This window comes from Shewanella sp. 492, assembly GCF_059338445.1.
Map to the genome: position 1 here is coordinate 2169709 of NZ_CM181702.1, position 24704 is coordinate 2194412.

Genomic DNA, 24704 nt, shown 5'->3' on the forward strand with positions numbered 1-24704 from the left:
TGTGATGCTTACCATCGCGTATATGTTTAAATTGAGCGCCAAATACCATGGCGGTTAACGCATTAATCAATAGCCTTTAGTTAGAGAATACTGTCATTATTTACCTATTTACTCTATTTGTTGCCCTATTTAATGTTGACGCCGAGAAGCACTCGTCTAATTTACAAACTAAAAGCATCGCATTTAACAAAGGCGATACAATTAGAGGGGGAAGGTTGGATTATTGCTTTGCAGACTGAAATTTCGATCGATTGTTAATTAATTAACAATCCAAGTGGTGGGGATCATTCATGCACAAATAGTGAATAGCCAGTAGATCAAGATTAGCGAGTAATGCTACAACCTAAGCATGATAACGCTGTCAACTCGCGCTAGATAAAGCACAAGCAAACGCACATAAAAACGCAGCGCGGCCCATTTAATATAAACGAATCGCGCTGTCGTTAAGTAAAGCTGATAAGTCTGAGATTCGGTTAATCAGGCTTAATCAAATTGAAATGTTGATAGGCACGTGGCGTAGCAATACGCCCTCTTGGGGTGCGTTGTATAAAGCCTTGTTGGATTAAAAACGGTTCGAGTACATCTTCGATAGTCTCTCGCTCCTCACCAATCGCAGCGGCTAAATTGTCTAAGCCAACGGGGCCCCCCATAAATTTATCGATGATCGCCAGTAACAGTTTACGATCCATATAATCGAACCCTTCAACATCGACATCGAGCATATCCAGTGCACTTTCGGCTACATATTTAGTGATCTCGCCATCGTGTTTTACCTCGGCGTAATCCCTTACCCGGCGCAATAAACGGTTGGCGATACGCGGTGTACCGCGAGCGCGACGCGCCACTTCAAGAGCGCCATCATCCTCAATTGGTAAGCCGAGTACCTTAGCTGAGCGGGTCACAATGCTACTGAGATCGGCAACATTATAGAACTCTAAACGCAGTGGGATACCAAAACGCGCGCGCAGTGGCGAGGTTAATGCGCCCGCTCGTGTGGTTGCGCCGATCAAGGTAAAGGGCGGTAACTCCAGTTTAATCGATCGCGCCGCAGGTCCCTCACCGATCATGATATCGAGCTGATAATCTTCCATTGCCGGATACAAGATCTCTTCCACCACAGGACTGAGGCGATGGATCTCGTCGATAAACAGCACATCGCCCTCTTCAAGGTTGGTTAACAACGCGGCTAAATCGCCTGCTTTTTCCAGTACTGGGCCTGAAGTGGACTTAATATTGACCCCCATCTCATTAGCCACAATCATGGCTAAGGTGGTTTTACCCAGACCTGGCGGGCCATAAATCAACATGTGATCCAGCGCTTCGCCGCGTTTCTGCGCGGCTTCAATAAACACTTTAAGCTGCGCGCGGGTATCATCTTGACCTGTATACTCATCGAGTAACTTAGGTCGCATCGCTCTGTCTATCTGCTCATCACGTTCCTCAATACCTTGAGGTTGCGCCTGAATTAATCGATCGGCTTCTATCATTTTTTTCTCACTTAACAGGCTATAACATCGACTTTAACGCGGCTTTGATCAAGGTTTCTGAGTCCATATCTTCTTGATACACCCCAGAGACAGCCTTACTCGCTTGTGCGGGTTTATAACCTAACGACAATAATGCCGCGATGGCATCTTCTTCGGCTGAATTGACCTGTGGCTTAGCTGAGTAGTTTGATTGCAAGACAAATTCACGCTCAGAGCCTTGTGAAGCTTCCATTAGGCTCTTCAGTTTATCGCGCATCTCGACTAATAAACGTTCGGCGGTTTTCTTGCCGACGCCCGGCAACTTAACTAAGGTCGCAATATCATCGTGTTCAACGCATTTAACAAACTCACTGGCAGTCATACCTGAGAGAATCGTTAATGCTAATTTCGGCCCCACCCCATTGGTTTTAATCAATAAACGAAATAATGCACGTTCTTGTTTGGTGACAAAACCGTACAAGAGCTGCGCATCCTCACGCACCACAAAATGGGTGTAAATCACCGCTTCTTGGTTTAAGTCGGGTAACTCATAAAAACTGGTCAGTGGTAGCTGTAATTCATAGCCCACACCGCTAACATCGAGCAAGACTTCCGGCGCTTGTTTCTCTACTAATAAACCCCGTAAACGACCAATCATCTGTATCTTCCGTATGTTCTGCTACTGGCTTTACCGCCCATGGCGATCAGGCTCTGATAGGTATGAAAATGACATACTGCAACGCCTAAAGCATCAGCCGCATCGGCTTGGGGCGCTGCTGGTAAGGTTAATATTTGCTGGATCATGTGTTGTACTTGAGACTTTTGCGCCCGTCCAGTCCCCACCACGGCATTTTTTATCTGGGTGGCTGAATATTCGGCTACCGGTAAATTGGCATTGGTGGCGGCCACTATCGCCGCGCCGCGCGCCTGTCCCAGCTTTAATGCTGAATCAGCATTCTTTGCCATAAAAACCCGTTCAATGGCGAATTCGTCGGGTTGATACTGACGAATAATTTCGCTAATGCCATCAAATATAATTTTTAAACGAGAGGGTAAATCATCGGCTTGGGTGCGTATGCAACCACTGCCAAGGTAAATTTGGTGTCTTCCCTGACACTGGATAACGCCATAACCTGTGATCCGCGATCCTGGGTCAACACCTAAAATGATGGGCATGGCATTACTCTAAGGCCTGTAATATATCATCGGCAATCTCTGCGTTATGATACACCTCTTGTATATCATCATGATCTTCAAGATTATCAATAAGTCGTAGAAACTTAGGTGCGGTATCGGCATCCAATTCCGCTTTGGTCGACGGTACCATGGTCACTTCAGCATTCACAGCTTCAAGGCCTGCTGCGTCTAACGCATCTTTAACCGCGCCAAAATCTTCGGGGGTGGTGTAAACGTCAATTGAGCCATCATCATGGGTCACCACATCATCGGCGCCGGCATCGAGTGCCGCGTCCATAATGGTGTCTTCATCACAGCCTTCATCAAAGGAGATCACGCCGCGCTTTTCAAACAGATAAGCGACAGAACCGTCGGTGCCTAAGTTACCACCCGATTTACTAAAGGCATTACGTACGCCTGATACGGTGCGGTTGCGATTGTCGGTCATGGTCTCAACCATCACCGCAGTGCCGCCTGGCCCATAGCCTTCGTACATAATGGTTTCTAATACTTGACCATCGAGTTCACCAGCGCCGCGCTTAATAGCACGCTCTACTGTGTCACGGGTCATGTTGTTGGATAAGGCTTTATCGATAGCGGCGCGCAAACGTGGGTTAGAATCGGGGTCTGAGCCCCCTTCGCGGGCGGCGACGGTTAATTCGCGAATGAATTTAGTGAATAATTTACCGCGTTTGGCATCTTGCGCTGCTTTACGGTGCTTGATGTTGGCCCATTTACTGTGACCGGCCATAACTGACTCCTTATTTCGAAACGTTCTCGAAAAAGCCGAGCTTTCGCTCGGCTATGTTTATCTTGTTATTCTGCGTCTTGCTTGGCTTCAGGTTTAGCTTCAACCACTGAGATGCCTAGCTCATCGAGCTGAACCGGGTTGGCAAAGCCTGGGGCATTAGTTAGCGGACAGGCCGCCGTGGTGGTTTTAGGGAACGCCATGACATCACGAATCGACGTGGCGCCAGTCATCAACATCACGATACGGTCAAGGCCGAAGGCTAAGCCTGCATGTGGTGGCGTGCCGTACTTTAACGCCTCGAGTAAGAAGCCAAATTTCTCTTGGGCTTCCTCATCATTAATGCCCAAAATGCGGAATACCGCTGACTGCATTTCACTGTTGTGAATACGCACTGAACCACCACCGAGCTCACAACCGTTGAGCACCATATCGTATGCATCAGAGATAGCTGCCGTTGGATTAGCTTCAAGCTCTGCGGGGCTGATGCCACTTGGCGCAGTGAATGGGTGATGCATGGCATGTAAACCGCCATCCGATGTGCGCTCAAACATTGGGAAGTCCACAACCCACAGCGGTTTCCACTCACCTTGCAGCAAGTTGAAATCTTCACCCACTTTCAGACGTAGTGCCCCCATTGCCTCGGCAACGATATTCGCTTTATCGGCACCAAATAAGATTAAGTCGCCATTAGCTGCATTGGTGCGACTTAAAATAGCGTTAACCACCTCTTCGCTAAGGAACTTAAGCACGGGAGATTGAATCCCTTCAAGCCCTTTTTCTAGCTCATTGACCTTCATCCAGGCTAGCCCTTTGGCACCATAGATGTTGACATATTTGCCATATTCATCAAGTTGCTTACGCGACAGCGAAGCGCCACCAGGCACGCACAATACGGCGACGCGACCATCAACATCGTTAGCAGGTTCTTGGAATACCTTAAAGTCGACGTCTTTAACTAAGTCTGCTACGTCAATTAATTCAAGCGGGTTACGCAGATCTGGCTTATCAGATCCGAAACGACGCATCGCTTCTGCAAAGGTCATCTTAGGGAATTCGCCTAAGTCGACATTCAGTAACTCTTTAAACAGACCGCGAACCATCTCTTCAGTCTTGTCCATCACCTGTGCTGATGACATAAACGAGGTTTCGATATCGATTTGGGTGAATTCAGGTTGACGGTCGGCGCGTAAGTCTTCGTCACGGAAACACTTAACAATTTGATAGTATCGATCGAAACCTGACATCATCAACAACTGTTTAAACAGTTGTGGCGACTGTGGCAAGGCAAAGAATTGGCCTTTATAAGTGCGGCTTGGCACTAAATAATCGCGCGCGCCTTCCGGTGTCGCCTTGGTCAAAATAGGCGTTTCAATGTCAAGGAAACCATTGCCATCGAGGAAACGACGCACGGCACTGGTTACCTTTGAGCGAAATACAATACGCTCCGCCATTTCTGGGCGACGTAAATCTAAGTAGCGATACTTAAGACGCTGCTCTTCGGTGTTATGCTGGTTTTTGTCCATGTTGATGGGCAGTGGCGCAGCGCTGTTAAGAATACGCAACTCTTTACCCAAAATTTCAATTTCGCCAGTACGCATCTGGTCATTGACTTGGCTTGTAGGACGAGCACGCACAAGCCCTTTAACTTGTACACAGAACTCACCGCGCAAAGTACTGGCAATATCAAACACTTCAGGCAAGTCTGGATCATACACAACCTGAACAATACCCTCACGATCGCGGAGATCTAGAAAAACAACACCACCTAAATCACGGCTACGATTAACCCAACCGACAAGAGTGACTTCTTCTCCAACATGAGACCCGTTGACGTCTCCACAATAATGACTGCGCATCTAACCCTTTCCTTTCATCCACAAAGCGGTGCTTGAGGAATATTCAATACATGACAAAAGCGGCATTATAGTGAAATATTGCCGATTTCAAAACAACTTCATCGTCTTAACATGAAGTAAACCTGTGGGGTGGGCAAATATCCAGCAATTGACGATTAACCGTCGATATGATCACGCACTACGATAGCCACTAGCACCTTGTGCAGCGGCTCGCGATAATCGCTCATCGGCTTTTTTGAGTATTTCAACCGCACTGTCGCCATCGCGTGGGAACATGGCCACCCCAATATTGACCGATAGTGCCACATCTTCAGCATCGATAGCAAAAGGTGCCGAGCAACTATCAATAATCGCCTCGGCCACTTGGCAGACCTGAGTCATCTCTTTGCTGTGATTCAGGATAGCCACCCACTGCTCATCGTTAAATTTGGCCAAAGTATCAGATTTTCTCACTAAGGCGGTGACCTTATCTCGCGCTATGGCCATCAGTTGCTGAGTTTTAGCGGCACCGAGGCGCTGCTGGAGCTGTGTTAGGTTGCTAAAGCCGATAAACAGCACGGCAAAAGGTTGCATTTCACGGCGATGGGTTAATATCGCTTGCGTTAATCTGTCGTCTAATAAACTGCGGTTTGGCAGGCCAGTTAACGGATCGAGCTGCAAAGGCAATGAAGAGGGAAATACCTCTCTAGCATAAGGGCGCCTTGTCACATAGAACCACAATAAGCCCACCATCAAGATCAATGTGACCACCAGCAACAGATAAAAAGCTTGTTGCCAACCAATGGCCATAACGGTGCTGGGGGACTCTTGTTCAATCCAACGCTGATAAATTTGTTGTTGCTGCGCGGTAGACAATTGCGCAATCGCTTTATCGAGCAGTGGCACTAAAGGGTGCAACTCTGGCGTTAAGGCAAAATGGCTCTGCTGATCGGAGTAATCGGCTAGCACCGACATTTTCAATTGCTTGTGGTCGCTGTCGCTGAGCTCAAGCCCCATGTTAAGCACTTTTTCAATAAAACCATCGGCGGTGCCTTGCAAGACAGCGTCGATCCCTGCACGCGTATTGGGCACTAAAATCAGCTCTATCCCTAAGGTGTTATTCATCAACTGCGGGATCAAATGATAACCTTCAACGATAGCCAATCGTTTCCCGCTCATCTGCGCCAAACTAAATACCAAAGCGTTATTGAGATTAGTGACCAAGCCCCAGGGGGATGGCCAATAAGGGGCCGAAAACACCAGATCTTTTTCACGTTCAGCGGTTAAGGCGACACTGCCGACAATATCGATATCGCCTCGCTTGAGCGCTGCCAACATGCTACTCCAGTCACCGAACATCACGGGAATAAACCTCAAATTCAATTGCGCGGCCAAACGCTCGCTAATGTCGTGGTTGATCCCCTGAAACTGCCCCTCTTCACCTTGAAATTCCATCGGTGGCCAATCTTGCAGATAACCGAGGTTAAGTGGCCTAAGATTGGCCAAATAGTGTTGCTGCAAAGGGCTGAGTGGCAACTCAGTGGGGCTGGCCTTTACCGTCCTGTCGTGACTGTCTAATATCCATTTACTTTCGAGATTAGCCAGTTCGGTCGCCGAGATGAGGTTAAATCCGGCGTGAATACGTTTAATTAGCCCCTCATCTTCACTGCGTGTTAAAGCAAATATATCGCTGGTGAATGTGAGCTGCCGATAAGGGTAAAAGTCTTGCCAAACGTCAGCCTTAAGTAAATAGTGTTGTGTCCAAGCCGCAGCCGCGACAAACGCTTTGATATCACCATGCTCTACTGCAGCAATCATCTGTTGAACATTATCATATAAGCGCAGTTCACTGTTGGGTAACGCTTGAGCCAATTGGCTTAAATAAGGCTCTGACCTAATCGCCCCAATCCCTTGGCCCAACAAGCTGTCGAGACTGGTTAACCTCTGCTTATAACTAAACAGATGATGATCAACTTGATAGGTCCGCCACACTGGACGTAAATTAGCGTAAGCGCTATCGGCCAAAGCAACGGAAGTGATGGCCTCAATGTCGCGGTTAGCTCCCTCTGAAGAAGGCCACCCTTTATTAAGTGGGTAACCAATGTGGATATCTGCGCGGCGATAGGTCACATCTTCTAAGGTTTCATTAAGAGGCTTAGCCCGAAAATCGACGGCAATGCCCGTTTTTTGTGACCACAACTTCCAGATATCGATATACAACCCATGGGGCTCACCATCTCCACCGATATCGACATAAGGTTCAAATCCCACAGGTGCGGCAATAATCAAACGGTTAGTATCGCGGCTAAAGCCCAACCAATGCTTTTCTATCTCAGCACGTCTAGTTGGCGTGATCAGTTGAAAACCTTGATTAATGCGAGTCTGTAATGCTTGATCACTTTGTTTAACGGCAGGCAGAATAGGAATGGTTTTAATCAATAATCGATGGCTTAATGGAAAGGCTTCCATCACCGCTCGGCTCACCGCCTTATCGCGTAGATACCCTTCCATTCCCGCAAACACATCAACTTCGCCGTTAATCACGCCATTGAGCAAGGCATCGCGCGTATCATAGTAGCGAAAATTAAGACCACTTAACTGGCTGATTAAATTTGCTTCATGGGACGAGCCACTCACAACGCCAATACGGTATGGCAGTAAGTCGTGCAAACGGGTTTTATCCTTAAGTGATTTACGCAGATAAAGGTAAGTGTTAACCGACGAAATGGCATCGGCAAAATCATAGGTATTATCACGTGACTCGGTATACCCCATGCCAATATGAATATCGGCATGGCCTTGGGTCAATTGTTCGAGTGAAGCGTGCCAATCTAAAGGTTTAAATTCAATTGCCCTGCCCGTCTGCGCCGCCCATTCACGCCACAAATCGACCAAAACGCCTTTAGGTTCACCATTATCATCAACAAACTGATAGGGAAAACTGTCAATGCCCATGACTAAGACTAACGGCTGCGGCTTTGCCGTATCGGCGTACACCGATATCGACATACATAACACCATGGCGAGGATGAAACGATAAAGTAATTCCAATGATCTTCCCTAGAACGTCAAGGCGTTGTGAAATATATGTTGATATTAAGGTATTAGACCGAATTTTCTCTAGAATTTCCAGTGCTAGACTTGCTGCTAGCGCTGATGTTTCGCTAGAATGAAAAATCGAACTTATCTAGTCAATACTCATGAACTCATCTCAAGATACAATATTCGCCCAAGCATGTGAAAATATCAGTGACTTTCAATTCGATGACAGAGTTGCTGGTGTATTCAATGATATGATAAAACGTTCCGTGCCTGGATATGCTCAAATTATCAGTACATTAGGCGATTTTGCCGACAAATGTGTCTCACCTAATACCCGAGTGTATGATTTAGGCTGCTCGCTAGGCGCGGCGACTCTTAGTGTACGTCGTCGTCTTGATGGACGCGATTGCCGTATTATTGCGGTCGATAACAGCCAATCTATGATTGAACGCTGCCAACAAAACTTAAATGCCTATGTTAGCGATACGCCTGTCGACCTGATTTGCGGCGATATTCGCGACATCGAAATTGATAATGCCTCCATGGTCATTTTAAATTTCACCATGCAGTTTTTAGCCCCAAGCGACCGAGAGACTTTACTCAATAAGATATATCGTGGTCTGCAACCCGGCGGGATCTTGGTGTTATCAGAAAAGCTCACCTTCGAAGATGCACCTGTACAAGCACTACTGGATGAGCTTCATTTAGATTTCAAACGGGCCAATGGCTACAGCGAACTGGAGATCAGCCAAAAACGCAGTTCACTTGAAAATGTCATGAAACCCGACTCGTTACCACAGCATGAGCAGCGATTAAAAGCCCAAGGCTTTAGTCATTTTAGTGTGTGGTTCCAATGTTTTAACTTTGCTTCTATGGTGGCGATAAAGTGATAAGTTTTAGCTCGTTTTACAAACAGATTGCCGACTCTAGCCTACAACATTGGCTCGAAACCTTGCCCGCTATTTTGGGGCAATGGCAACGCAATAATAAACATGGGGATTTACCCAAGTGGGAAAAGGTCCTTAATAAGTTGCATTACCCTGAGCCAGACGAGATTAACTTTACCACTAGTGTCACCATAGGCAGCGGCAAGCAGTTCAGTGATGGCGAACGTGAAAAACTACAAAACTTATTGAAAATTTTCAAACCTTGGCGCAAAGGCCCTTATCACCTACACGGTATCCATATTGATACCGAATGGCGCTCAGACTGGAAATGGGATCGAGTTAAACCGCATATTTCGCCGCTGACCAACCGCACCGTACTCGATGTGGGATGTGGCAGTGGGTATCATATGTGGCGTATGTTAGGTGAAGGCGCGAAACATGTGGTAGGGATTGATCCTTCACCTTTGTTTTTATGCCAGTTTGAAGCCATCAAACGTATCGCTGGCGAGCATCATCCGGTGCACTTCCTCCCGTTAGGCATAGAAGAGTTACCCCCACTGGATGCCTTTGACACTGTATTTTCTATGGGGGTGTTGTATCATCGACGCTCACCTATCGATCATCTATTGCAACTGCGGGACCAACTGCGTGCAGGTGGCGAATTAATATTAGAGACATTAGTGGTCGATGGTGATGAAAATACCGTATTAGTCCCTAGTGATCGCTACGGTAAAATGAATAATGTGTGGTTCTTACCTTCAGCTAAAGCCTTAGCAGCTTGGCTCAAAAAAGCCGACTTTGTCGATGTACGCTGTGTCGACATTGATGTCACTTCATTAGCAGAGCAGCGCAGTACCGACTGGATGCCGAATGAGTCATTGGTGGATTATCTTGATCCCAATGATATCAATTTAACAGTCGAAGGCTACCCAGCCCCTAAACGCGCAACATTTATCGCCACCAAGAATCAACCGAATAAAGATTTGGTTTAACTAAAATAGTATATGGGATCGACTATGTTAAAACAGATAACCGCCATTAGCGTTGCAACCCTATTCTTAATCGGGTGCACGACGAACACTGCCAATAGGCCTGTACCGGTTGATGCCGCCACACTCAACAACAGTCTAAGCCAACAGCAGAGCGAATTAGCCAACTTGATACAGAATAATCATGCCAGTCAAGTGCAAACGCTCAGTGCGATTAGCAGTCTATCTAAGCAACTCGATGCTTTGAATCAGTCTGTGGCAAAAATCAATCTACAGCAGCCAGAAAAGCAGGTCATCGCAGTGCCCACCCAGTGCGATCCTTCTCCTATCGGTGATAAGTTTATTTTGGGTGCCGTAGAAAATGTCTACATGGACGAAGTCAAAGCGGGATTTGAGACTCGTATCGATACGGGCGCCGAATCATCTTCACTAGATGCACACAATATTATTTTGTTCGAGCGCGATGGCAAACAATGGGTGCGTTTTGATGTATTTACCCAAGGCTACGATAAACCATCACAAACCTTCGAGTCTAAAGTTGAACGCTTCGTACGCATCAAACAAGAGTCAGATGAAAAAAGTGATCGCCGCCCGGTGATCCACGCTCATCTACAAATTGGTCAATATAAGGCAGAAACCGACCTTAATCTGGTCGATCGCAGCCACTTAGAGTATCAGTTATTGCTGGGACGCAAATTTATGCAAGATATCGCCGTTGTCGATGTCGCACAAAGTTTTATTCATGGTAAAACCCTGCCTGAACAGAACGAAAAATAATAGAGGATAATGGGCTGATGCATTCTAGAAAACCGTTTTATATTGTCGTCGCGCTGCTCTTTTTAGCGGGTGTTGCTGCCAGTGTTTATCGTGGCATTGAACACAATGTGCCTTTCCTGCCCGGCGAACAGGTGCAAAGCTGGGCTGTTGACGCCAAAGTGAGTTTTCAAGGTATAGGCGAACCTGCAGAGGTGACCTTTTCGCTGCCAAGTGATCCCGCCTTTGAAATACTGGTCGAAAATGCCACATCTCCAGGTTATGGACTCACTATAGCGGAAGATGAAATGGGACGTCATGCGACGTGGTCTATCCGCAATGCCATAGGTCAACAAGACTTATATTACAAAGTGACCCTAGTGCCTACGGGTAATCATCAAGTCGCCGCCCAACAGGAGCCGCAACCACCAATCCCATACAGCTGGCCTGCAACCGAGCAAGCCGCTGCAGAGCAAATTATGCAGGAGATCTGGTCTCGTAGTGCCACGAACCTCTCCTTTGCTCAGCAACTGAACAAAAGCTTTAACGCCACCGATCGCAGCCAAAACATCGAACTTTTACTGTCGGATAATTCACCTGCAGATCTATTTATTCAGATGCTCAATAGCAAAGGGATCCCTGCACAAAAAGTCAACGCACTATTTTTAGAAGATCAGCGTCGTCGCCAGCAGTTAACCACCTTCGTTGAGGTTTACCATCAAGGCGAATGGCTATTGTTTAATCCTGCCAATGGCACTCAAGGTCGCCCAAATAACCTGCTTATCTGGGATCGCAAAGGTAAATCGACCCTTGATGTCATTGGTGGCGTTAATTCACAGGTCAACTTTTCCATGTTGCAGGACACCCGCTCGGCGCTGGCGACCTCAATCGATATGCTCAAAAATAAAGATGCACTGGATTTCTCACTGTATCAATTACCGCTTGAGGAACAGAGCCTGTTTAAAGGGATCTTGCTGATCCCCATTGGTGTGTTGATGGTGGTGTTTTTGCGCGTCATTATTGGCATTAAAACCTCGGGCACCTTTATGCCGGTATTGATCGCCTTAGCCTTTATTCAAACCACCCTGTTGACCGGGCTTATCGGATTTTTGCTGATTGTGGCGTTTGGTTTAATGATCCGCTCTTACCTGTCAGAACTCAACTTACTGCTGATCTCGCGCATATCGGCGGTGATCATTGTGGTGATAGGCATCATTGGACTGTTTACCTTAATCTCTTATAAATTTGGTCTCAGCGAAGGGCTGACGATCACCTTCTTCCCGATGATCATTTTGGCTTGGACCATCGAGAGAATGTCCATTTTATGGGAAGAGGAAGGCGCCAAAGAAGTATTAGTACAAGGTGGCGGCAGCTTATTTGTTGCAACGCTAGCCTATTTAGCCATGAGCGCTACCTGGGTGCAGCATTGGGTCTTTAACTTCTTAGGCATCCACTTAGCGATTTTAGCCGTGGTGTTGCTCATGGGCCAATACACAGGTTATAAGCTATTAGAGCTCAGACGTTTTAGACCGTTGGCGGGAGAATAATCATGCTATTTGCGCGTCCTAAGACGCTAAGGGACAATGGTGTCCTTGGCATGAATAAGCGTAATATCGACTACATAGGTCGTTATAATCCGCGCAAATATTATAAACGGGTCGATGACAAACTAACCACTAAGCAACTCGCCCTAGCCAATGACATTGCGGTGCCCGCCTTAATTGGCACCGTTTCGCAGCAGCACGAGATTGTACATATACCTGAGATGGTTAATAACCAGAGTGGTTTTGTAATTAAGCCATCACAAGGCTCTGGCGGTAAAGGGATTTTAGTTATCACTAAAGTGGCTAATGGTCACTATTTTAAAGCCAGCGGTCATGAAGTCACGCCAAGTGAAATCGACCGTCATATATCCAACATTCTTAGTGGGTTGTTTTCATTGGGGGGTAAACCCGATGTGGCGATCGTTGAAGGGCTGATTAAATTTGATCCCATCTTCGATGGTTACTCCTTTGAGGGTGTGCCCGATATTCGGCTCATTGTCTTTAAAGGCTTCCCGGTCATGGGAATGCTGCGTTTATCGACAGCCGCCTCTGACGGTAAGGCTAACTTACACCAAGGTGCGGTAGGCGTTGGGCTCGATATTGCGACAGGACAAGGCTTGCATGCGGTGCAATTTGACCGCCCTATTGAGCGCCATCCCGATACCGATAAAAAGCTGACCGAGATTGTCGTGCCCCATTGGGACACCTTACTACACACCGCTTCTAAAGCTTATGAAATGAGTGAGTTAGGTTACTTAGGCACAGATATGGTACTGGATCAAGAGCTCGGTCCACTTCTACTTGAGCTTAATGCTCGACCCGGCTTAGCGATTCAAATCGCCAACAGTCAAGGCATTCTACCTCGCTTGAAACATGTCGAGCAGATGAAAAATAAATTCATGTCAGTGGAAGAACGCGTCGCCTATGCTAAAACGCATTTTAGCAATCGCCCTAACATTTAATGTGGTATCGGCGGCGCAAGCCGCCTCGCCCATTACCTTGTTATCCGAGCAATGCCTTCGCTATGAGATAGCTCCATGGATGGATAACCCACCAAACGCGCCATCGGTGCAGGTGGTTAGCCTTGAACGCGAGCTTATTGGCCTGTTTAATCTTAAAGACAGCCTACGCTATTATCAACAATATGCGCTCAACTCGGTGAGCCAAGAAGCCCTATTGCGATGCCAATTACACCTTGGGGATCAAATAGACCAATTATATCGCGACCCTAACATTGTCAGTTTAAGTCTGGCTTTAAAAAGCAGTGTTCGCGCCGATGAACAAGCAGTCGCAAAACGACTGACACAACTCTTACAAGGTGAAATGGCCATTGTCGATAAAGCGGCGTTACACACCAGCGAAGCCAGTATCACTTTCGCCCTAAGGCAACAGGCACTGTCATTGGTACTAAGTGACGAGCGCTGCCTACTTAAACCCGTTAATGACACCCAATTTAGCGAAACCACCAGCACATCTGTGCCGCGCTTTAGTGAGTCGATAGCCAGTTACTTGATTGAGCAACGTGATCCCCATTGCCGTCAGCAAGTCTGGCAAGCCTATCAACTGCGGGCCAAAAGTAAGAGTGAAGCCGCTCTTGCCCATGTAATTGCCGCTAAGCAACAGCAGGCTGAACAGGCGGGATTTAGCGACTATGCCAGTTTCAGTTTGGCGTCGCAGCATATCGCGACGCCACAACTTCTGAAACAATATCTCGACGCAATGACTCAGCCAACCCTTGCTCCTTGGGAATTAGGGATTGCGTTATCCCAAGCAGATAAAACCCCTATTCAGCCAGTGTTTGCTCAAGTGTTGTTAAGTGGCATTTACCAGACGCTAAAGCCTTTTGGTATTCGGGTTGAAACCGTCAATGACGCTATGATCCGTCTATGGCATGGACAGCGTCTGCTCGGGGATCTATTTCTCAGCCAAGGCGAGTCTAACCAAGATACAAGCATTCGAGTCACCCCGATCCGCCACAGCGTTGTGGGACAACAATTTGGCCAAGTATCACTTAACTTTCCAGACGTACTCGAGTCTCATCGCGCGCAAACACAACTGATTGAGGCATTTAGCAGCGCCATTGCACCGCTGTTCAAAGGGGGACGCTTCTATCTCATCAATACCTTGGCAGACACTCAAGACAGTGGCTTAGTCGGTCAATATTGGTTGTCATTGTACTTGCAGCAACAGTTAATAGCCCCAGCACGAAAAGAGAGCCGTGAAGCACGCTTAGCCATGTTTGCCGAACAACTGAGTGTTTTTCGCAGCAAACTGGCATTAAATCTCTATCAAACAAGGTCTCACGCCTACCCCGATCTCGCGCGCGAATTTGAATTGAGCTTTACGCAGCCTTGGCCACAAGCCAATGAGGCTATTTATAGTTTCAGGGGTATCGTTAGCCAAGGGCCACGCTATTATCAACGTCTTTGGCAGCGCAGCCTGGCGCGGCTAATTGACCAACAAGCCACAATCGATAAGCAAGAGCTGTTTAGCCTGTTACTGATTAATGAAGCGCAGCTGCCGTTTACACAACAATTAACGCTTATTTTTGGCGAACCGGTGTCGACTTCCTCTTTAATTAAAAGGATCCAACATGCTAAGCACACATCCCTCTAAATATTTCATCGCAGTGCTTGGCCTAAGTGCAGCATTGCTACTGCCTAACATCGGTATCGCTAAGCAGGTTGAACAGAGCAACACGCTTAACGCTAAGGAGGTGCGCCAAAGTATCCAGACCCATTTAGAGCAAAACCTTTACCAACTGCCTCCGAGAGTGCAAGGTCATTATGGTATTCGCCTCTACCGCATGACAGGCGATGCTAAATATGCCAACGCCGCACTGGTCGATCTGTATGCCGTAACCGAATCACAAAGTTTTTATGCTTGCCAGTTAGATAAAGCTGGGTTTATCGACACCGAAGCTAAAGAGGCTATCGCGTTACTGGGCAATGGGCCGCGTGCCAAAGCACGCAAAAAAGCTTTACAACCTTTTCCTGAATTTCTGTTTTATACCGATGTACTGTTACGCTTTTCCAGCCGCATCGATGAATTTGGCTTACAGGGCCCTTGCCATGACAAACTTGTCAAAGCATTAAAATCCACCGATCTCAAAACGGGATTAACCGACAAAGCCATGATCGAAGCTTGGGCAGCGCAGTTGATCAATTATGCCTACTGGGCCAGACAACTTGAAGTCGGTGATTATATTGCCGACTACAAACAAGCTTTTAATGACGTCTACCCCATAAGTCGCGATCGCAAGCTCAACAAAAAACAATTTAGAAACAAAATCTATGGTATGACCCACTTTATTTTTGCCGCCAGCCAATATTACCAACACCCTGTTGATGCAAAGGAATTTGCTTGGATTTTAGATTATTTCGCTGCCAACATTGAGCGAATTTTAGCTGATGCTACCGACGATATTATTGCTGAAGTTGGTATCAGTTTTCATTTAGCCGGTTTGTCGCAACACCCTGTGGTAAAACAAACCCAGCGGCATATTATCAACGCCTATGATGAGACGCTTCATATCATCCCCTCACCTAAAGGCAATCCCGATCTCGCCCTGGGTGAACACCGAAATGTATTGGCTATGATGCTACTGAACTGGCCAGCGACCTTGCATAAAGGTCCTTATTTTCATGAACTCAAGCGCACCCAAAAATATCTGCCTAAACAGGTCAGCGTTAAACCTTAGCCTAATATCGAGCCGCGCTGCGGCTTGAGTAACGAGATTGAATATTCATGAGCCAAGCAAAATCAACTTTAGAACAGTGGCGGATCCTGCAGGCAGTAGTCGATTATGGCGGCTATGCGCAAGCGGCTAAACAACTGAATAAAAGTCAGTCATCGTTAAATCATGCGGTCGCAAAATTACAATTGCAGCTTGGCGTCGCCCTACTCGAAGTTAAGGGCCGTAAGGCCTACCTTACCGAAACAGGTGAAGTGCTACTCAGGCGCTCTCGCCATATAACCCGTTCTGTCACCGAGTTGGAGATGTTGGCCAATAAATTAGAAAAAGGCTGGGAACCTTCATTGATCATTGCTCGCGAGATCATCTATCCGATGGAGACACTCATCGACGCCCTAAGCCAATTTGAAGCCCAAGGGCGCGGTACCCGCATTACCATTCTCGATTCGGTGATCAATGGTACCACTGAGTTAGTGGAATCTGAGCAGGTCGATATTGCCATTGCAGGCTCACCGCCCAAAGGGTTTGTCGCCGAACCACTGTGCCATATCGACTTTTTATTGGTCTGTCATCCAAATCATCCATTGGCGCACCGCGATGAGCCTCTATATGACCAAGTTTTAGCCGAACATTTACAAATTGTGATTAAAGACACGGCTCAAATCGCTCGTGCCGATTCAGGCTGGCTTAAAGCCGAACAGCGCTGGACAGTGACCAACTTCCATGAAGCCTTGGTTATTTTACAAAAGGGTATCGGTTTTTGCTGGATCCCAGCTCATCTGGTGCAAGGGTTATTAGATAAGGGGCAGCTTTGCCGCCTAGCGCTGCAAGGCAGTAGTCATAGACAAGCGGCATTGAGCTTGGTCATTCCTAATCGAGATAATCAAGGCCCTGCATCACAACTGTTAGAAAGGTTGATATTGGCCCAGCACCAAACGCGCAGTTGATGAGAAGCGGATTTGATCTCCACGACTGTCGATGAGATAGCCCGGTTTACATTGCTCATCACCCTTAGACGCTTTAGATTAAAACTATTAAACTAGAAGCATTATAATTGGGTTATTGACAAGGTTATACCTTAATATCGATAACGGTTCCTAGTGTTTCAGATGATACCGCGATCACCTCTGTGGTCGCCTGTGCTTGATGAAGTGACTCCAGCGCCGATACCAAGGCAGTATGGTCCGTTTGTTCAACAGGGGGATAGGTGTCTGTTGCTATCGCGTTTGCGTTAAGAGCAGATGGTTTAGCCACATCCACCGTTGCTTGGGTCAAGCCAGATTGAGCACTCTGTAACCCCGACAATCCAGAGGCAAAACTCGATGGGATCTGCATTATAATTGTGTCTCCAGCCTAACTATAAAAATAACCTTGGATTATTAGTCAAATGGTATAAAAAGTACAGCCATAATCAGTATTGCAAGCCCTAATGTGAGCCCTATCTAGTCTTCATATCTACCGCAATATACCGCTCTTCCAAGGTAACTTTACACTATATATAATCGTCATAATGCCACACAATAGAACACAACTACCATTCAAACCGCGACACAAGTTAGCGAACACGTGTAAGCTTATTGATATTTGTGAGCATGAGCTGTTACACTGCGATGGATGAGATTTAACCAGATGACGCTAAAATCTATGACAAGCCAAGAATTAACTATAACTGCTGATAGTTCATTAGCTAAATTGCCATATTCCCCACAGGAGGAACGGGCAAATACCATTAGCCACGGCCTAGGCATTGTGGCTGGCATAGTGGCATTAATCCTATCGCTCAATAAAGGCTGGGGGCATCTCACACCGATACAGCTTACAGGTGTAACCATCTACTGCGCGAGCATTATACTGTTATTCCTCTGCTCAACACTCTATCATAGCGTTAAGGATCCTGAGCTTAAACATAAGCTGAAGATTGCCGATCATTGTGCTATTTATCTGCTGATTGCCGGAACCTATACACCACTGCTGCTGATTGAACTGGGCGGGGAGCAGGCACTGTTTATGCTCATTGCTATCTGGGGAATTGCCTTAGGTGGAGTGTTATTTAAAACCATCTTTATTCATCGTTTTAAAGTGTTTAGTGTACTGCTTTACTTAGTGATGGGTTGGTTATGCATGGTGGTGTTAGACGATTTGATTGCCGCCATGACGCCTCTAGGTTTTAGCTTATTGCTCGCGGGTGGCTTATTTTACAGTGGTGGTGTGGTGTTTTACGTCGTTAAGCGCATCCCTTATAACCACGCTATCTGGCATTTATTTGTGTTGGCCGGTGCAGTGAGTCACTTTCTGTGTGTCTACCTCACTGTTATCTAACGTTAATCTATTGGGACAACTGACAACCCACGACGATTAAACTCAGCAAATGCGGCGTTAAGCTGCGCCGCTTGGGCTGATAAACCCGCTTGGCTAAACAGTAATTGCACACATTCGAGCGTACATAATCCGCCTTCGACTTGATTGCGTCGTAACTGATATGTTGAATCTTGTGTCGCTTGTAATTCCAGACGATTTGCCTGTTGTAAATAGGGGCTTTGGCGCACCATTTTGCGCGCTTCTTGCCACGTCGCATCCAAAATGATGATCGACTTTTGTGTCACTGTTTTTGCGTCACCAAGTACTGTGTCATCGGCTCCAATTAAGGCAGGAGATGAGTCAATATTCGAGGTGGCAGGCTTATCGGTAGCAGGAAACAACAGTAAGGCTTGGCCCGTTTGACAGGCTTGTTGCAGACTCTTATCGGGGTTAACCCGAGACCAAACCAGCTGCGTACAATACTGAGGGAAATGTGCCAACGCCAACTGACCGGTATTGGTTGGACGCGTCAATTCTCGCTCATGAGTGAGTAGCACTATGTTCATCTATTTATCAACATCACAAAGAGTTTATATCCATCGACTATCGTATGCGAATAGCTGATCACTTTTTCTGTTTATCGAACATCAGAGCACACCATAGCCTGTAGCGGTTTTTTATCGGGGTGACATTCCCCCCTATGCCCCGATGAACACTAAGTTGACGACCCGTTCTCGATTAACGGTATTTACTGGCTTTCTTTAAGGCTATTTGCTGTTTGAGTGTTGATAGATGCTCAATAAAAATTTTGCCATCAAGATGATCCATCTCATGTTGTAAAACGATAGCGAGAAAATCATCGGTTTCAATTTCAATACTCTGGCCTTGACGGTCAAGAGCTTTAACTTTTACTTTCTCATAACGAGTCACCTTAGCACGGTAACCCGGTACCGATAAGCAGCCCTCTTCACCAACAAACTCGCCACTGCGTTCAATAAACTCAGGGTTAATGAGCACTAATGGTTCATCTTTATTATCAGACAAATCAATAACGATAATAGCATCTAAGCTACCGACTTGTGTGGCAGCTAAGCCAATACCATCATCGGTGTGATACATGGTTTCGAGTAAATCATCAATAAATGGCTGCACCGTGGCGGTATCTTCAACGGGCTGGGCCTTACGCTTTAAGCGCTCATCTGGAATAGTCAGAATATCCAATACTGGCATAATGTTAGCTTATTTTAATCATAAAATTTGGCGCCATTATGACCGAACTGACACTAAAGGCAACGTTGGCTGGTGTTTTTTTACTGGGCAAGACTCTAACCCCCTTATTGCTGTTGGTTGTATATTGAATTGATCTAGTCGAAACACTAGGCTATACCCATAGTTAGCTGATTTGTTATACGCCATACTGACCTATTGCCGTCAAGTAAGAAGGCTAGGATAACTTGTTGTGTCATATTAGCAGATACATTGTTCACATCCGGAGATATGGCTTGCTTATGTTATCCCTTCCCCCCATGGCTCGTATTTGGCACATTGTCAGCTTAATTCCCGAAGGTAGGATAAGCTCTTACGGCAAAGTCGCCGATTTAGCTGGATTACCCGGTAGAGCTAGGTATGTTTCTCGAGCACTAAAACTGGCACCGGCAGAGCTTAACCTCCCATGGCATAGAGTGATTAATAGCCAAGGGAGAATTGCCTTCCCCGAACACACGCCAGCCTTTATAGCGCAGGTACAACAATTAAGAAGCGAGCAAGTTGAAGTGAACCGCGGCAAGATAATGCTGTCGAAATACCAGTGGCAGCCAGATCTGCCAACCTTAATACTTGAATTACCTTTTTAACGCTATCTTAATACTGGAGATATTCTTGTTAATCATGAAGCCTATCATCATCGCTAGCCTACTGGTATTAAGCTTTAATGGGCTTGCGGATCAATATCCGCTCACCCCCCATGATGCTGAATATCAAGTCAATTATGGCAGTATTGAACTCGGCAAGGCACGTTATCAACTGCCACCACCACACAATAATTTATATCAGTACCGTTTCGACAGCGATGTAAGCCTGCTTATGCTGTCAGATAAGCGAACAGTGCAAAGCACCTTTACCTTAGACGGTGAGCGATTAGTGCCTATGCGTTATACCCATGACCGCAGTGGCACAGGCCCGCATTATCAAGAACAATCGGCCTATGTTATCGACCAGAACATCGTCCATAGTCGATATAAAGAGGAGCGGGCTAAATTTACTTACAATAGCAATCTCTTTGATCCCCTCATGGTACAGTTACAATTTAGGCTCGATATGATGGCCGGAGTGTCTAACTTACATTACGCCATGCTAAAAAGTGGCGAAATTGATGAGTATGATTTTAAGGTGATTGGCAAAGAGCGGATGGTTATCGAGAGCGGCCAATACGATACGGTGAAAATAGAGGTCATTAGAGATAGCAGTAAAAGACAAACCTTTTTTTGGATGGCCCCCCAACTCGGTTATCTACCGGTTAGACTGACCCACTTTGAAAAGGGCAGTAAGCAATTGGATATCAAATTACTTAGTTATCAATTTTATCATCAACCAGTCGCGCATGATGAGCAGCAGGCGGCCACTCCCTAATCTATTAGGCGTTGGCGGCGAATAACGCCACCAATGGCCGAAGTGGAGGGACTCATTGCCCACAACACTTATTGAAAAAATTGCAACGCTCAACTACCAAGAACAATTTCACCGCGGCCAAACACTTTCCAATCTCCTGGTTGTAAAATTTGCCATTGTTCATTATCAGTTAATGGACGCGTGGCTATCACGGTGACGATATCATTAGCTGTAGTTTCCTGATTAAAATCGATCACCACATCGGTATCAATTAACTTAGCTTTACCAAATGGCGCACGCCTAGTGATATGACATAAGTTGTTAGTACAATAACTCATTAAATGTTCACCATCACTTAAGATCATATTAAACACCCCAAGTTGGCGAATTTCATCGGCTAACGTGGCGACATAACTATACACATCTAACCTATTCTTTGGGGGCGTATTACCAAAACGTGCAACGATTTTTTCTAAGATCCAGCAAAAGGCGAGCTCACTATCGGTATCCCCTACCGGCTGATAACGAGCCACGTTGAACTTGGCTTGATAATCACTCAATTGACCGTTATGGGCGTAGGTCCAGTATCGTCCCCAGAGTTCACGCGTAAACGGATGAGTGTTTTCTAACGCCACACAACCGCGATTGGCTTGTCGAATATGGCTTATCACCACCTCACTCTTAATCGGGTACGACTTGATTAATTTAGCCACGTGGGACTGGCTACTGGGTTTAGCATCTTTAAACGTGCGACTGCCTTTACCCTCATAGAAGGTTATTCCCCACCCATCGACATGCGGCCCCGTCACCCCACCACGTTCGGCTAAGCCAGTAAAACTAAAAACAATATCCGTTGGCACGTTAGCACTCATGGCCAGTAACTCACACATAAAAATGGCACCTTCACTCTCAAACAAGTCATTAAAATCATTCTAACTAGTTGACTCTGTTTGTGGAATGCTAAGATCAACAAAAAAATTAAACAATTGTTTGAAAATTGCTTGTATAAATGTCACGAGAGGGTTAGATTTTATGCGACACAGGTCTGACCACAATCTATAATTGTGATAACAGTCATATAAAAAGAGCTGACATTAGTGCAGTTAACAGTCGCAATTGAAGGAGAATAACCGTGACAACCTTACTTTGGATTTTCGTGATGCTCTTTACGTTAGGCGCATTAGCCTACCTAAGAGTTTCTCTGCTCACCTCAAGCATCATTGCCGCCATCATCATGGTGGTTGGTACCGCTACAGATGCTATCGCCATGCTGGCTTGGCTAGTCTTTTTTGCGATTGTACTTCCTCTTAATATCAGTGCTTTTCGAAAAAACGTTATTACGCGCCCACTGCTTAAGATGTACAAAGGCATCATGCCTGAAATGTCTTCAACAGAGAAAGAAGCCATCGAAGCCGGTACCACCTGGTGGGAAGCCGACCTATTTGCCGGTAAGCCTAATTGGAAAAAATTACACAACTACCCTATTGCCCGCCTAACCGCAGAAGAGCAAGCCTTTCTTGATGGTCCCGTTGAAGAAGTCTGTAAGATGCTTAATCAACATCAAGTGTCTCATCAATTAGCAGACCTTCCAGCTGAGATCTGGCAATACTTAAAAGATCACGGTTTTTTTGCCATGATCATCAAGAAAAAGTACGGCGGTCTCGAATACTCAGCCTATGCACAATCACGCGTATTGCAAAAGCTGGCTGGCGTATCCAGCGAACTGGCTTCTACTGTTGGCGTGCCTAACTCACTAGGCCCGGGGGAATTATTACAACACTACGGTACTGCCGAGCAGCAAAACCACTATTTACCTCGCTTAGCAAAAGGGTTAGAAGTGCCCTGCTTTGCATTAACTAGCCCAGAAGCGGGCAGTGATGCTGGCGCAATTCCTGATTTTGGCGTGGTCTGTAAAGGCCAATGGCAAGGCGAAGAAGTACTCGGTATGAAGCTCACTTGGAACAAGCGTTATATTACCCTTGCCCCAGTTGCGACAGTGTTAGGTCTTGCCTTTAAGCTGCAAGATCCCGATAAATTACTCGGCAATAAAGAAAATTTAGGTATCACCTGCGCCCTGATCCCTACCGATGTGCCAGGAGTTGAAACAGGACGTCGACATTTCCCACTCAACTGCATGTTCCAAAACGGTCCAACCCGAGGCAACGAGGTGTTCGTCCCCTTAAGCTTTATTATCGGCGGGCCAGAAATGGCAGGACAAGGTTGGCGTATGCTGGTGGAATGTTTGTCAGTTGGCCGTGGGATCACCCTGCCGTCGAACTCGGCTGGTGGTGTGAAAACCGCGGCGGTAGCGACGGGGGCTTATGCACGTATTCGTCGTCAATTTAAGCTACCTATTGGTAAACTTGAAGGTATTGAAGAGCCAATGGCTCGCATCGGCGGTAATGCTTACTTAATGGACGCGGTAACAACCTTAACCACAACCGCTATCGACTTAGGTGAAAAACCTTCGGTGATTTCGGCTATCGTTAAGTACCACTTGACCGACAGAATGCAAAAATGTGTTATCGATGCCATGGATATCCACGGTGGTAAAGGCGTGTGTTTAGGTGAAGGTAACTACCTAGGTCGCGGCTATCAAGCCGCACCTATCGCCATTACGGTTGAAGGGGCAAATATCTTAACTCGCTCGATGATCATCTATGGTCAAGGAGCTATTCGTTGCCATCCTTATGTGTTGGCTGAAATGGAATCGGCATTTGATCCAGATGCTAATAAAGCACTTAACGATTTTGATTCTGCGCTATTTGGCCATATTGGCTTTACTATCAGCAACTTGGTTCGAAGCTTCTGGTTGGGCCTAACCTCAAGCCGTTTCTCGAACAGTCCGTATAACGATAAAACCAAACGTTACTACCAACAGATGAACCGCTTCAGTGCAAACCTAGCTTTATTGTCTGACTTAGCCATGGCGACATTAGGCGGTGGCCTTAAGCGTAAAGAGCGTATTTCAGCTCGCCTAGGTGATTTGTTGAGTCAGCTTTATTTAGCCTCGGCAACACTAAAGCGTTATCAAGATGAAGGTCGCCAGAGCGAAGATTTAGTCCTAGTGCAATGGGCCGTTGAAGATTCATTGTATAAGCTACAAGACTCGCTTGACGATCTGTTAGACAACTTCCCTATGGGATTAGGCGCAGTATTACGTGCCATCATATTCCCATTTGGCCGCCCACTTAAGCGTCCAAGTGATGTGCTGGACCATAAAGTGGCGAAGATCATGCAAACACCTTGTGCCAGTCGTGATCGTTTAGGTAAAGGTCAATTTTGGACGCCATCTGAGTTCAATGCTGTCGGTATTCAAGAGCAGACCTTTAAAGATATCCTAGCTTGTGAGCCGCTACACGATAAAATTTGTAAGGCATCGGGTAAGCGTCATCCTTTCATGTGGTTAGATAAGCTAGCCGCCGAAGGAAAAGCCTTAGGTATTCTCTGTGACGATGAGGTTGCTTTACTGGAACGTGCTGAAATTGGCCGGATGAAATCAATTAATGTCGATGATTTTGATCCTGCCGAGTTAAAAGCCCAGATCCTTGCATCTGCCGAGCAACATCAAGCGGCATAAGCTAACCCTGTAAGCGGTTGTCATAAAAAAGCCCAAACATCAGCTTGGGCTTTTTTAGTGCATTGTTACCAACAAACCATTA

The 24704-nt window shown here is 46.3% G+C and carries 22 protein-coding genes; 12 read left to right on the forward strand and 10 right to left on the reverse strand.

Annotated elements, in window-relative coordinates:
- Positions 1 to 473 precede the first annotated feature (473 nt).
- The 6 genes from ruvB to AC5YBX_RS09805 all read right to left on the reverse strand — a co-directional run bounded on the left by ruvB (position 474) and on the right by AC5YBX_RS09805 (position 8279).
- On the reverse strand, positions 474 to 1487 hold the full coding sequence (gene ruvB, locus AC5YBX_RS09780) for a Holliday junction branch migration DNA helicase RuvB (RefSeq protein WP_475514086.1): 1014 nt from the start codon (positions 1485 to 1487) through the stop codon (positions 474 to 476).
- A gap of 19 nt (positions 1488 to 1506) precedes the next feature.
- Positions 1507 to 2124, reverse strand: a complete 618-nt coding sequence (gene ruvA / locus AC5YBX_RS09785; protein WP_494519010.1) for a Holliday junction branch migration protein RuvA — start codon at positions 2122 to 2124, stop codon at positions 1507 to 1509.
- The gene (gene ruvC / locus AC5YBX_RS09790) at positions 2121 to 2642 is read right to left on the reverse strand and encodes a crossover junction endodeoxyribonuclease RuvC (RefSeq protein ID WP_110457740.1); all 522 of its coding nucleotides are present in this window, start codon (positions 2640 to 2642) and stop codon (positions 2121 to 2123) included. The genes ruvA and ruvC overlap by 4 nt, the downstream gene beginning before the upstream one ends.
- Before the next feature lie 4 nt (positions 2643 to 2646).
- Positions 2647 to 3393: a YebC/PmpR family DNA-binding transcriptional regulator gene (locus AC5YBX_RS09795; RefSeq protein WP_494523583.1), complete on the reverse strand. Its 747-nt coding sequence runs from the start codon at positions 3391 to 3393 to the stop codon at positions 2647 to 2649.
- A gap of 65 nt (positions 3394 to 3458) precedes the next feature.
- Complete coding sequence (gene aspS / locus AC5YBX_RS09800) at positions 3459 to 5249, reverse strand: aspartate--tRNA ligase (protein WP_494519009.1); 1791 nt, start codon at positions 5247 to 5249, stop codon at positions 3459 to 3461.
- A 171-nt stretch (positions 5250 to 5420) separates the two neighbouring features.
- Entirely contained in the window at positions 5421 to 8279 is a 2859-nt protein-coding gene (locus AC5YBX_RS09805; RefSeq protein WP_494523584.1) for a transporter substrate-binding domain-containing protein, read from the reverse strand.
- A gap of 149 nt (positions 8280 to 8428) precedes the next feature.
- Here AC5YBX_RS09805 and cmoA point away from each other — a divergent pair, with 149 nt between their 5' ends.
- Genes cmoA through AC5YBX_RS09845 form a run of 8 tightly spaced genes read left to right on the forward strand, consistent with a single transcriptional unit; the run spans position 8429 to position 17084 of the window.
- Positions 8429 to 9160, forward strand: a complete 732-nt coding sequence (gene cmoA, locus AC5YBX_RS09810) for a carboxy-S-adenosyl-L-methionine synthase CmoA (protein ID WP_494519007.1) — start codon at positions 8429 to 8431, stop codon at positions 9158 to 9160.
- A complete protein-coding gene (gene cmoB, locus AC5YBX_RS09815) occupies positions 9157 to 10149 on the forward strand; it encodes a tRNA 5-methoxyuridine(34)/uridine 5-oxyacetic acid(34) synthase CmoB (protein ID WP_494523585.1) in 993 nt (330 codons plus the stop codon). The genes cmoA and cmoB overlap by 4 nt, the downstream gene beginning before the upstream one ends.
- Before the next feature lie 24 nt (positions 10150 to 10173).
- Positions 10174 to 10923, forward strand: coding sequence for an ATP-dependent zinc protease family protein (locus AC5YBX_RS09820; protein ID WP_494519005.1), 750 nt, complete (start codon positions 10174 to 10176; stop codon positions 10921 to 10923).
- A 17-nt stretch (positions 10924 to 10940) separates the two neighbouring features.
- Entirely contained in the window at positions 10941 to 12446 is a 1506-nt protein-coding gene (locus AC5YBX_RS09825; RefSeq protein WP_494519004.1) for an inactive transglutaminase family protein, read from the forward strand.
- 2 nt (positions 12447 to 12448) lie between these two features.
- Positions 12449 to 13405 (forward strand): alpha-L-glutamate ligase-like protein, encoded by a 957-nt coding sequence (locus AC5YBX_RS09830; protein ID WP_494519003.1) that lies wholly within the window; start codon positions 12449 to 12451, stop codon positions 13403 to 13405.
- Positions 13368 to 15059 carry a peptidase M3 gene (locus AC5YBX_RS09835; RefSeq protein WP_494519002.1) on the forward strand — a complete coding sequence of 564 codons (1692 nt, stop codon included), beginning with the start codon at positions 13368 to 13370 and terminating at the stop codon, positions 15057 to 15059. Before AC5YBX_RS09830 ends, AC5YBX_RS09835 begins: the two co-directional genes overlap by 38 nt.
- Entirely contained in the window at positions 15037 to 16143 is a 1107-nt protein-coding gene (locus AC5YBX_RS09840) for a DUF3541 domain-containing protein (RefSeq protein ID WP_494519001.1), read from the forward strand. The genes AC5YBX_RS09835 and AC5YBX_RS09840 overlap by 23 nt, the downstream gene beginning before the upstream one ends.
- Positions 16144 to 16190: 47 nt before the next feature.
- The gene (locus AC5YBX_RS09845) at positions 16191 to 17084 is read left to right on the forward strand and encodes a LysR family transcriptional regulator (protein ID WP_494519000.1); all 894 of its coding nucleotides are present in this window, start codon (positions 16191 to 16193) and stop codon (positions 17082 to 17084) included.
- Between the two features lie 124 nt (positions 17085 to 17208).
- On the opposite strand, the gene AC5YBX_RS09850 is transcribed toward AC5YBX_RS09845, so the two are convergent.
- Positions 17209 to 17472: a chemotaxis protein gene (locus AC5YBX_RS09850; RefSeq protein ID WP_494518999.1), complete on the reverse strand. Its 264-nt coding sequence runs from the start codon at positions 17470 to 17472 to the stop codon at positions 17209 to 17211.
- A gap of 309 nt (positions 17473 to 17781) precedes the next feature.
- Between AC5YBX_RS09850 and trhA the strand changes: the two genes are divergently transcribed.
- Positions 17782 to 18456 (forward strand): PAQR family membrane homeostasis protein TrhA, encoded by a 675-nt coding sequence (gene trhA, locus AC5YBX_RS09855; protein WP_494521619.1) that lies wholly within the window; start codon positions 17782 to 17784, stop codon positions 18454 to 18456.
- Positions 18457 to 18458: 2 nt separating this feature from the next.
- On the opposite strand, the gene AC5YBX_RS09860 is transcribed toward trhA, so the two are convergent.
- Positions 18459 to 19001, reverse strand: coding sequence for a DTW domain-containing protein (locus AC5YBX_RS09860; RefSeq protein WP_494518998.1), 543 nt, complete (start codon positions 18999 to 19001; stop codon positions 18459 to 18461).
- Between the two features lie 172 nt (positions 19002 to 19173).
- Complete coding sequence (gene def / locus AC5YBX_RS09865) at positions 19174 to 19665, reverse strand: peptide deformylase (RefSeq protein ID WP_494523586.1); 492 nt, start codon at positions 19663 to 19665, stop codon at positions 19174 to 19176.
- A gap of 278 nt (positions 19666 to 19943) precedes the next feature.
- Between def and AC5YBX_RS09870 the strand changes: the two genes are divergently transcribed.
- Positions 19944 to 20288 (forward strand): MGMT family protein, encoded by a 345-nt coding sequence (locus AC5YBX_RS09870; protein ID WP_494523587.1) that lies wholly within the window; start codon positions 19944 to 19946, stop codon positions 20286 to 20288.
- 34 nt (positions 20289 to 20322) lie between these two features.
- A complete protein-coding gene (locus AC5YBX_RS09875) occupies positions 20323 to 21063 on the forward strand; it encodes a DUF3108 domain-containing protein (RefSeq protein ID WP_494521618.1) in 741 nt (246 codons plus the stop codon).
- An 89-nt stretch (positions 21064 to 21152) separates the two neighbouring features.
- On the opposite strand, the gene AC5YBX_RS09880 is transcribed toward AC5YBX_RS09875, so the two are convergent.
- A complete protein-coding gene (locus AC5YBX_RS09880) occupies positions 21153 to 21932 on the reverse strand; it encodes a class II glutamine amidotransferase (RefSeq protein WP_494518995.1) in 780 nt (259 codons plus the stop codon).
- A 242-nt stretch (positions 21933 to 22174) separates the two neighbouring features.
- Between AC5YBX_RS09880 and fadE the strand changes: the two genes are divergently transcribed.
- A complete protein-coding gene (gene fadE / locus AC5YBX_RS09885; protein WP_494518994.1) occupies positions 22175 to 24622 on the forward strand; it encodes an acyl-CoA dehydrogenase FadE in 2448 nt (815 codons plus the stop codon).
- Positions 24623 to 24704: the final 82 nt, after the last annotated feature.

Coding starts and splice junctions, on each gene's coding strand:
- ruvB (WP_475514086.1), bottom strand. CDS start 1,487: ATGATAGAAGCCGATCGATTAATTCAGGCGCAACCTCAAGGTATTGAG.
- ruvA (WP_494519010.1), bottom strand. CDS start 2,124: ATGATTGGTCGTTTACGGGGTTTATTAGTAGAGAAACAAGCGCCGGAA.
- ruvC (WP_110457740.1), bottom strand. CDS start 2,642: ATGCCCATCATTTTAGGTGTTGACCCAGGATCGCGGATCACAGGTTAT.
- AC5YBX_RS09795 (WP_494523583.1), bottom strand. CDS start 3,393: ATGGCCGGTCACAGTAAATGGGCCAACATCAAGCACCGTAAAGCAGCG.
- aspS (WP_494519009.1), bottom strand. CDS start 5,249: ATGCGCAGTCATTATTGTGGAGACGTCAACGGGTCTCATGTTGGAGAA.
- cmoA (WP_494519007.1), top strand. CDS start 8,429: ATGAACTCATCTCAAGATACAATATTCGCCCAAGCATGTGAAAATATC.
- AC5YBX_RS09820 (WP_494519005.1), top strand. CDS start 10,174: ATGTTAAAACAGATAACCGCCATTAGCGTTGCAACCCTATTCTTAATC.
- AC5YBX_RS09825 (WP_494519004.1), top strand. CDS start 10,941: ATGCATTCTAGAAAACCGTTTTATATTGTCGTCGCGCTGCTCTTTTTA.
- AC5YBX_RS09830 (WP_494519003.1), top strand. CDS start 12,449: ATGCTATTTGCGCGTCCTAAGACGCTAAGGGACAATGGTGTCCTTGGC.
- AC5YBX_RS09835 (WP_494519002.1), top strand. CDS start 13,368: ATGCTAAAACGCATTTTAGCAATCGCCCTAACATTTAATGTGGTATCG.
- AC5YBX_RS09840 (WP_494519001.1), top strand. CDS start 15,037: ATGCTAAGCACACATCCCTCTAAATATTTCATCGCAGTGCTTGGCCTA.
- AC5YBX_RS09845 (WP_494519000.1), top strand. CDS start 16,191: ATGAGCCAAGCAAAATCAACTTTAGAACAGTGGCGGATCCTGCAGGCA.
- AC5YBX_RS09850 (WP_494518999.1), bottom strand. CDS start 17,472: ATGCAGATCCCATCGAGTTTTGCCTCTGGATTGTCGGGGTTACAGAGT.
- trhA (WP_494521619.1), top strand. CDS start 17,782: ATGACAAGCCAAGAATTAACTATAACTGCTGATAGTTCATTAGCTAAA.
- AC5YBX_RS09860 (WP_494518998.1), bottom strand. CDS start 19,001: ATGAACATAGTGCTACTCACTCATGAGCGAGAATTGACGCGTCCAACC.
- def (WP_494523586.1), bottom strand. CDS start 19,665: ATGCCAGTATTGGATATTCTGACTATTCCAGATGAGCGCTTAAAGCGT.
- AC5YBX_RS09870 (WP_494523587.1), top strand. CDS start 19,944: ATGTTATCCCTTCCCCCCATGGCTCGTATTTGGCACATTGTCAGCTTA.
- AC5YBX_RS09875 (WP_494521618.1), top strand. CDS start 20,323: ATGAAGCCTATCATCATCGCTAGCCTACTGGTATTAAGCTTTAATGGG.
- AC5YBX_RS09880 (WP_494518995.1), bottom strand. CDS start 21,932: ATGTGTGAGTTACTGGCCATGAGTGCTAACGTGCCAACGGATATTGTT.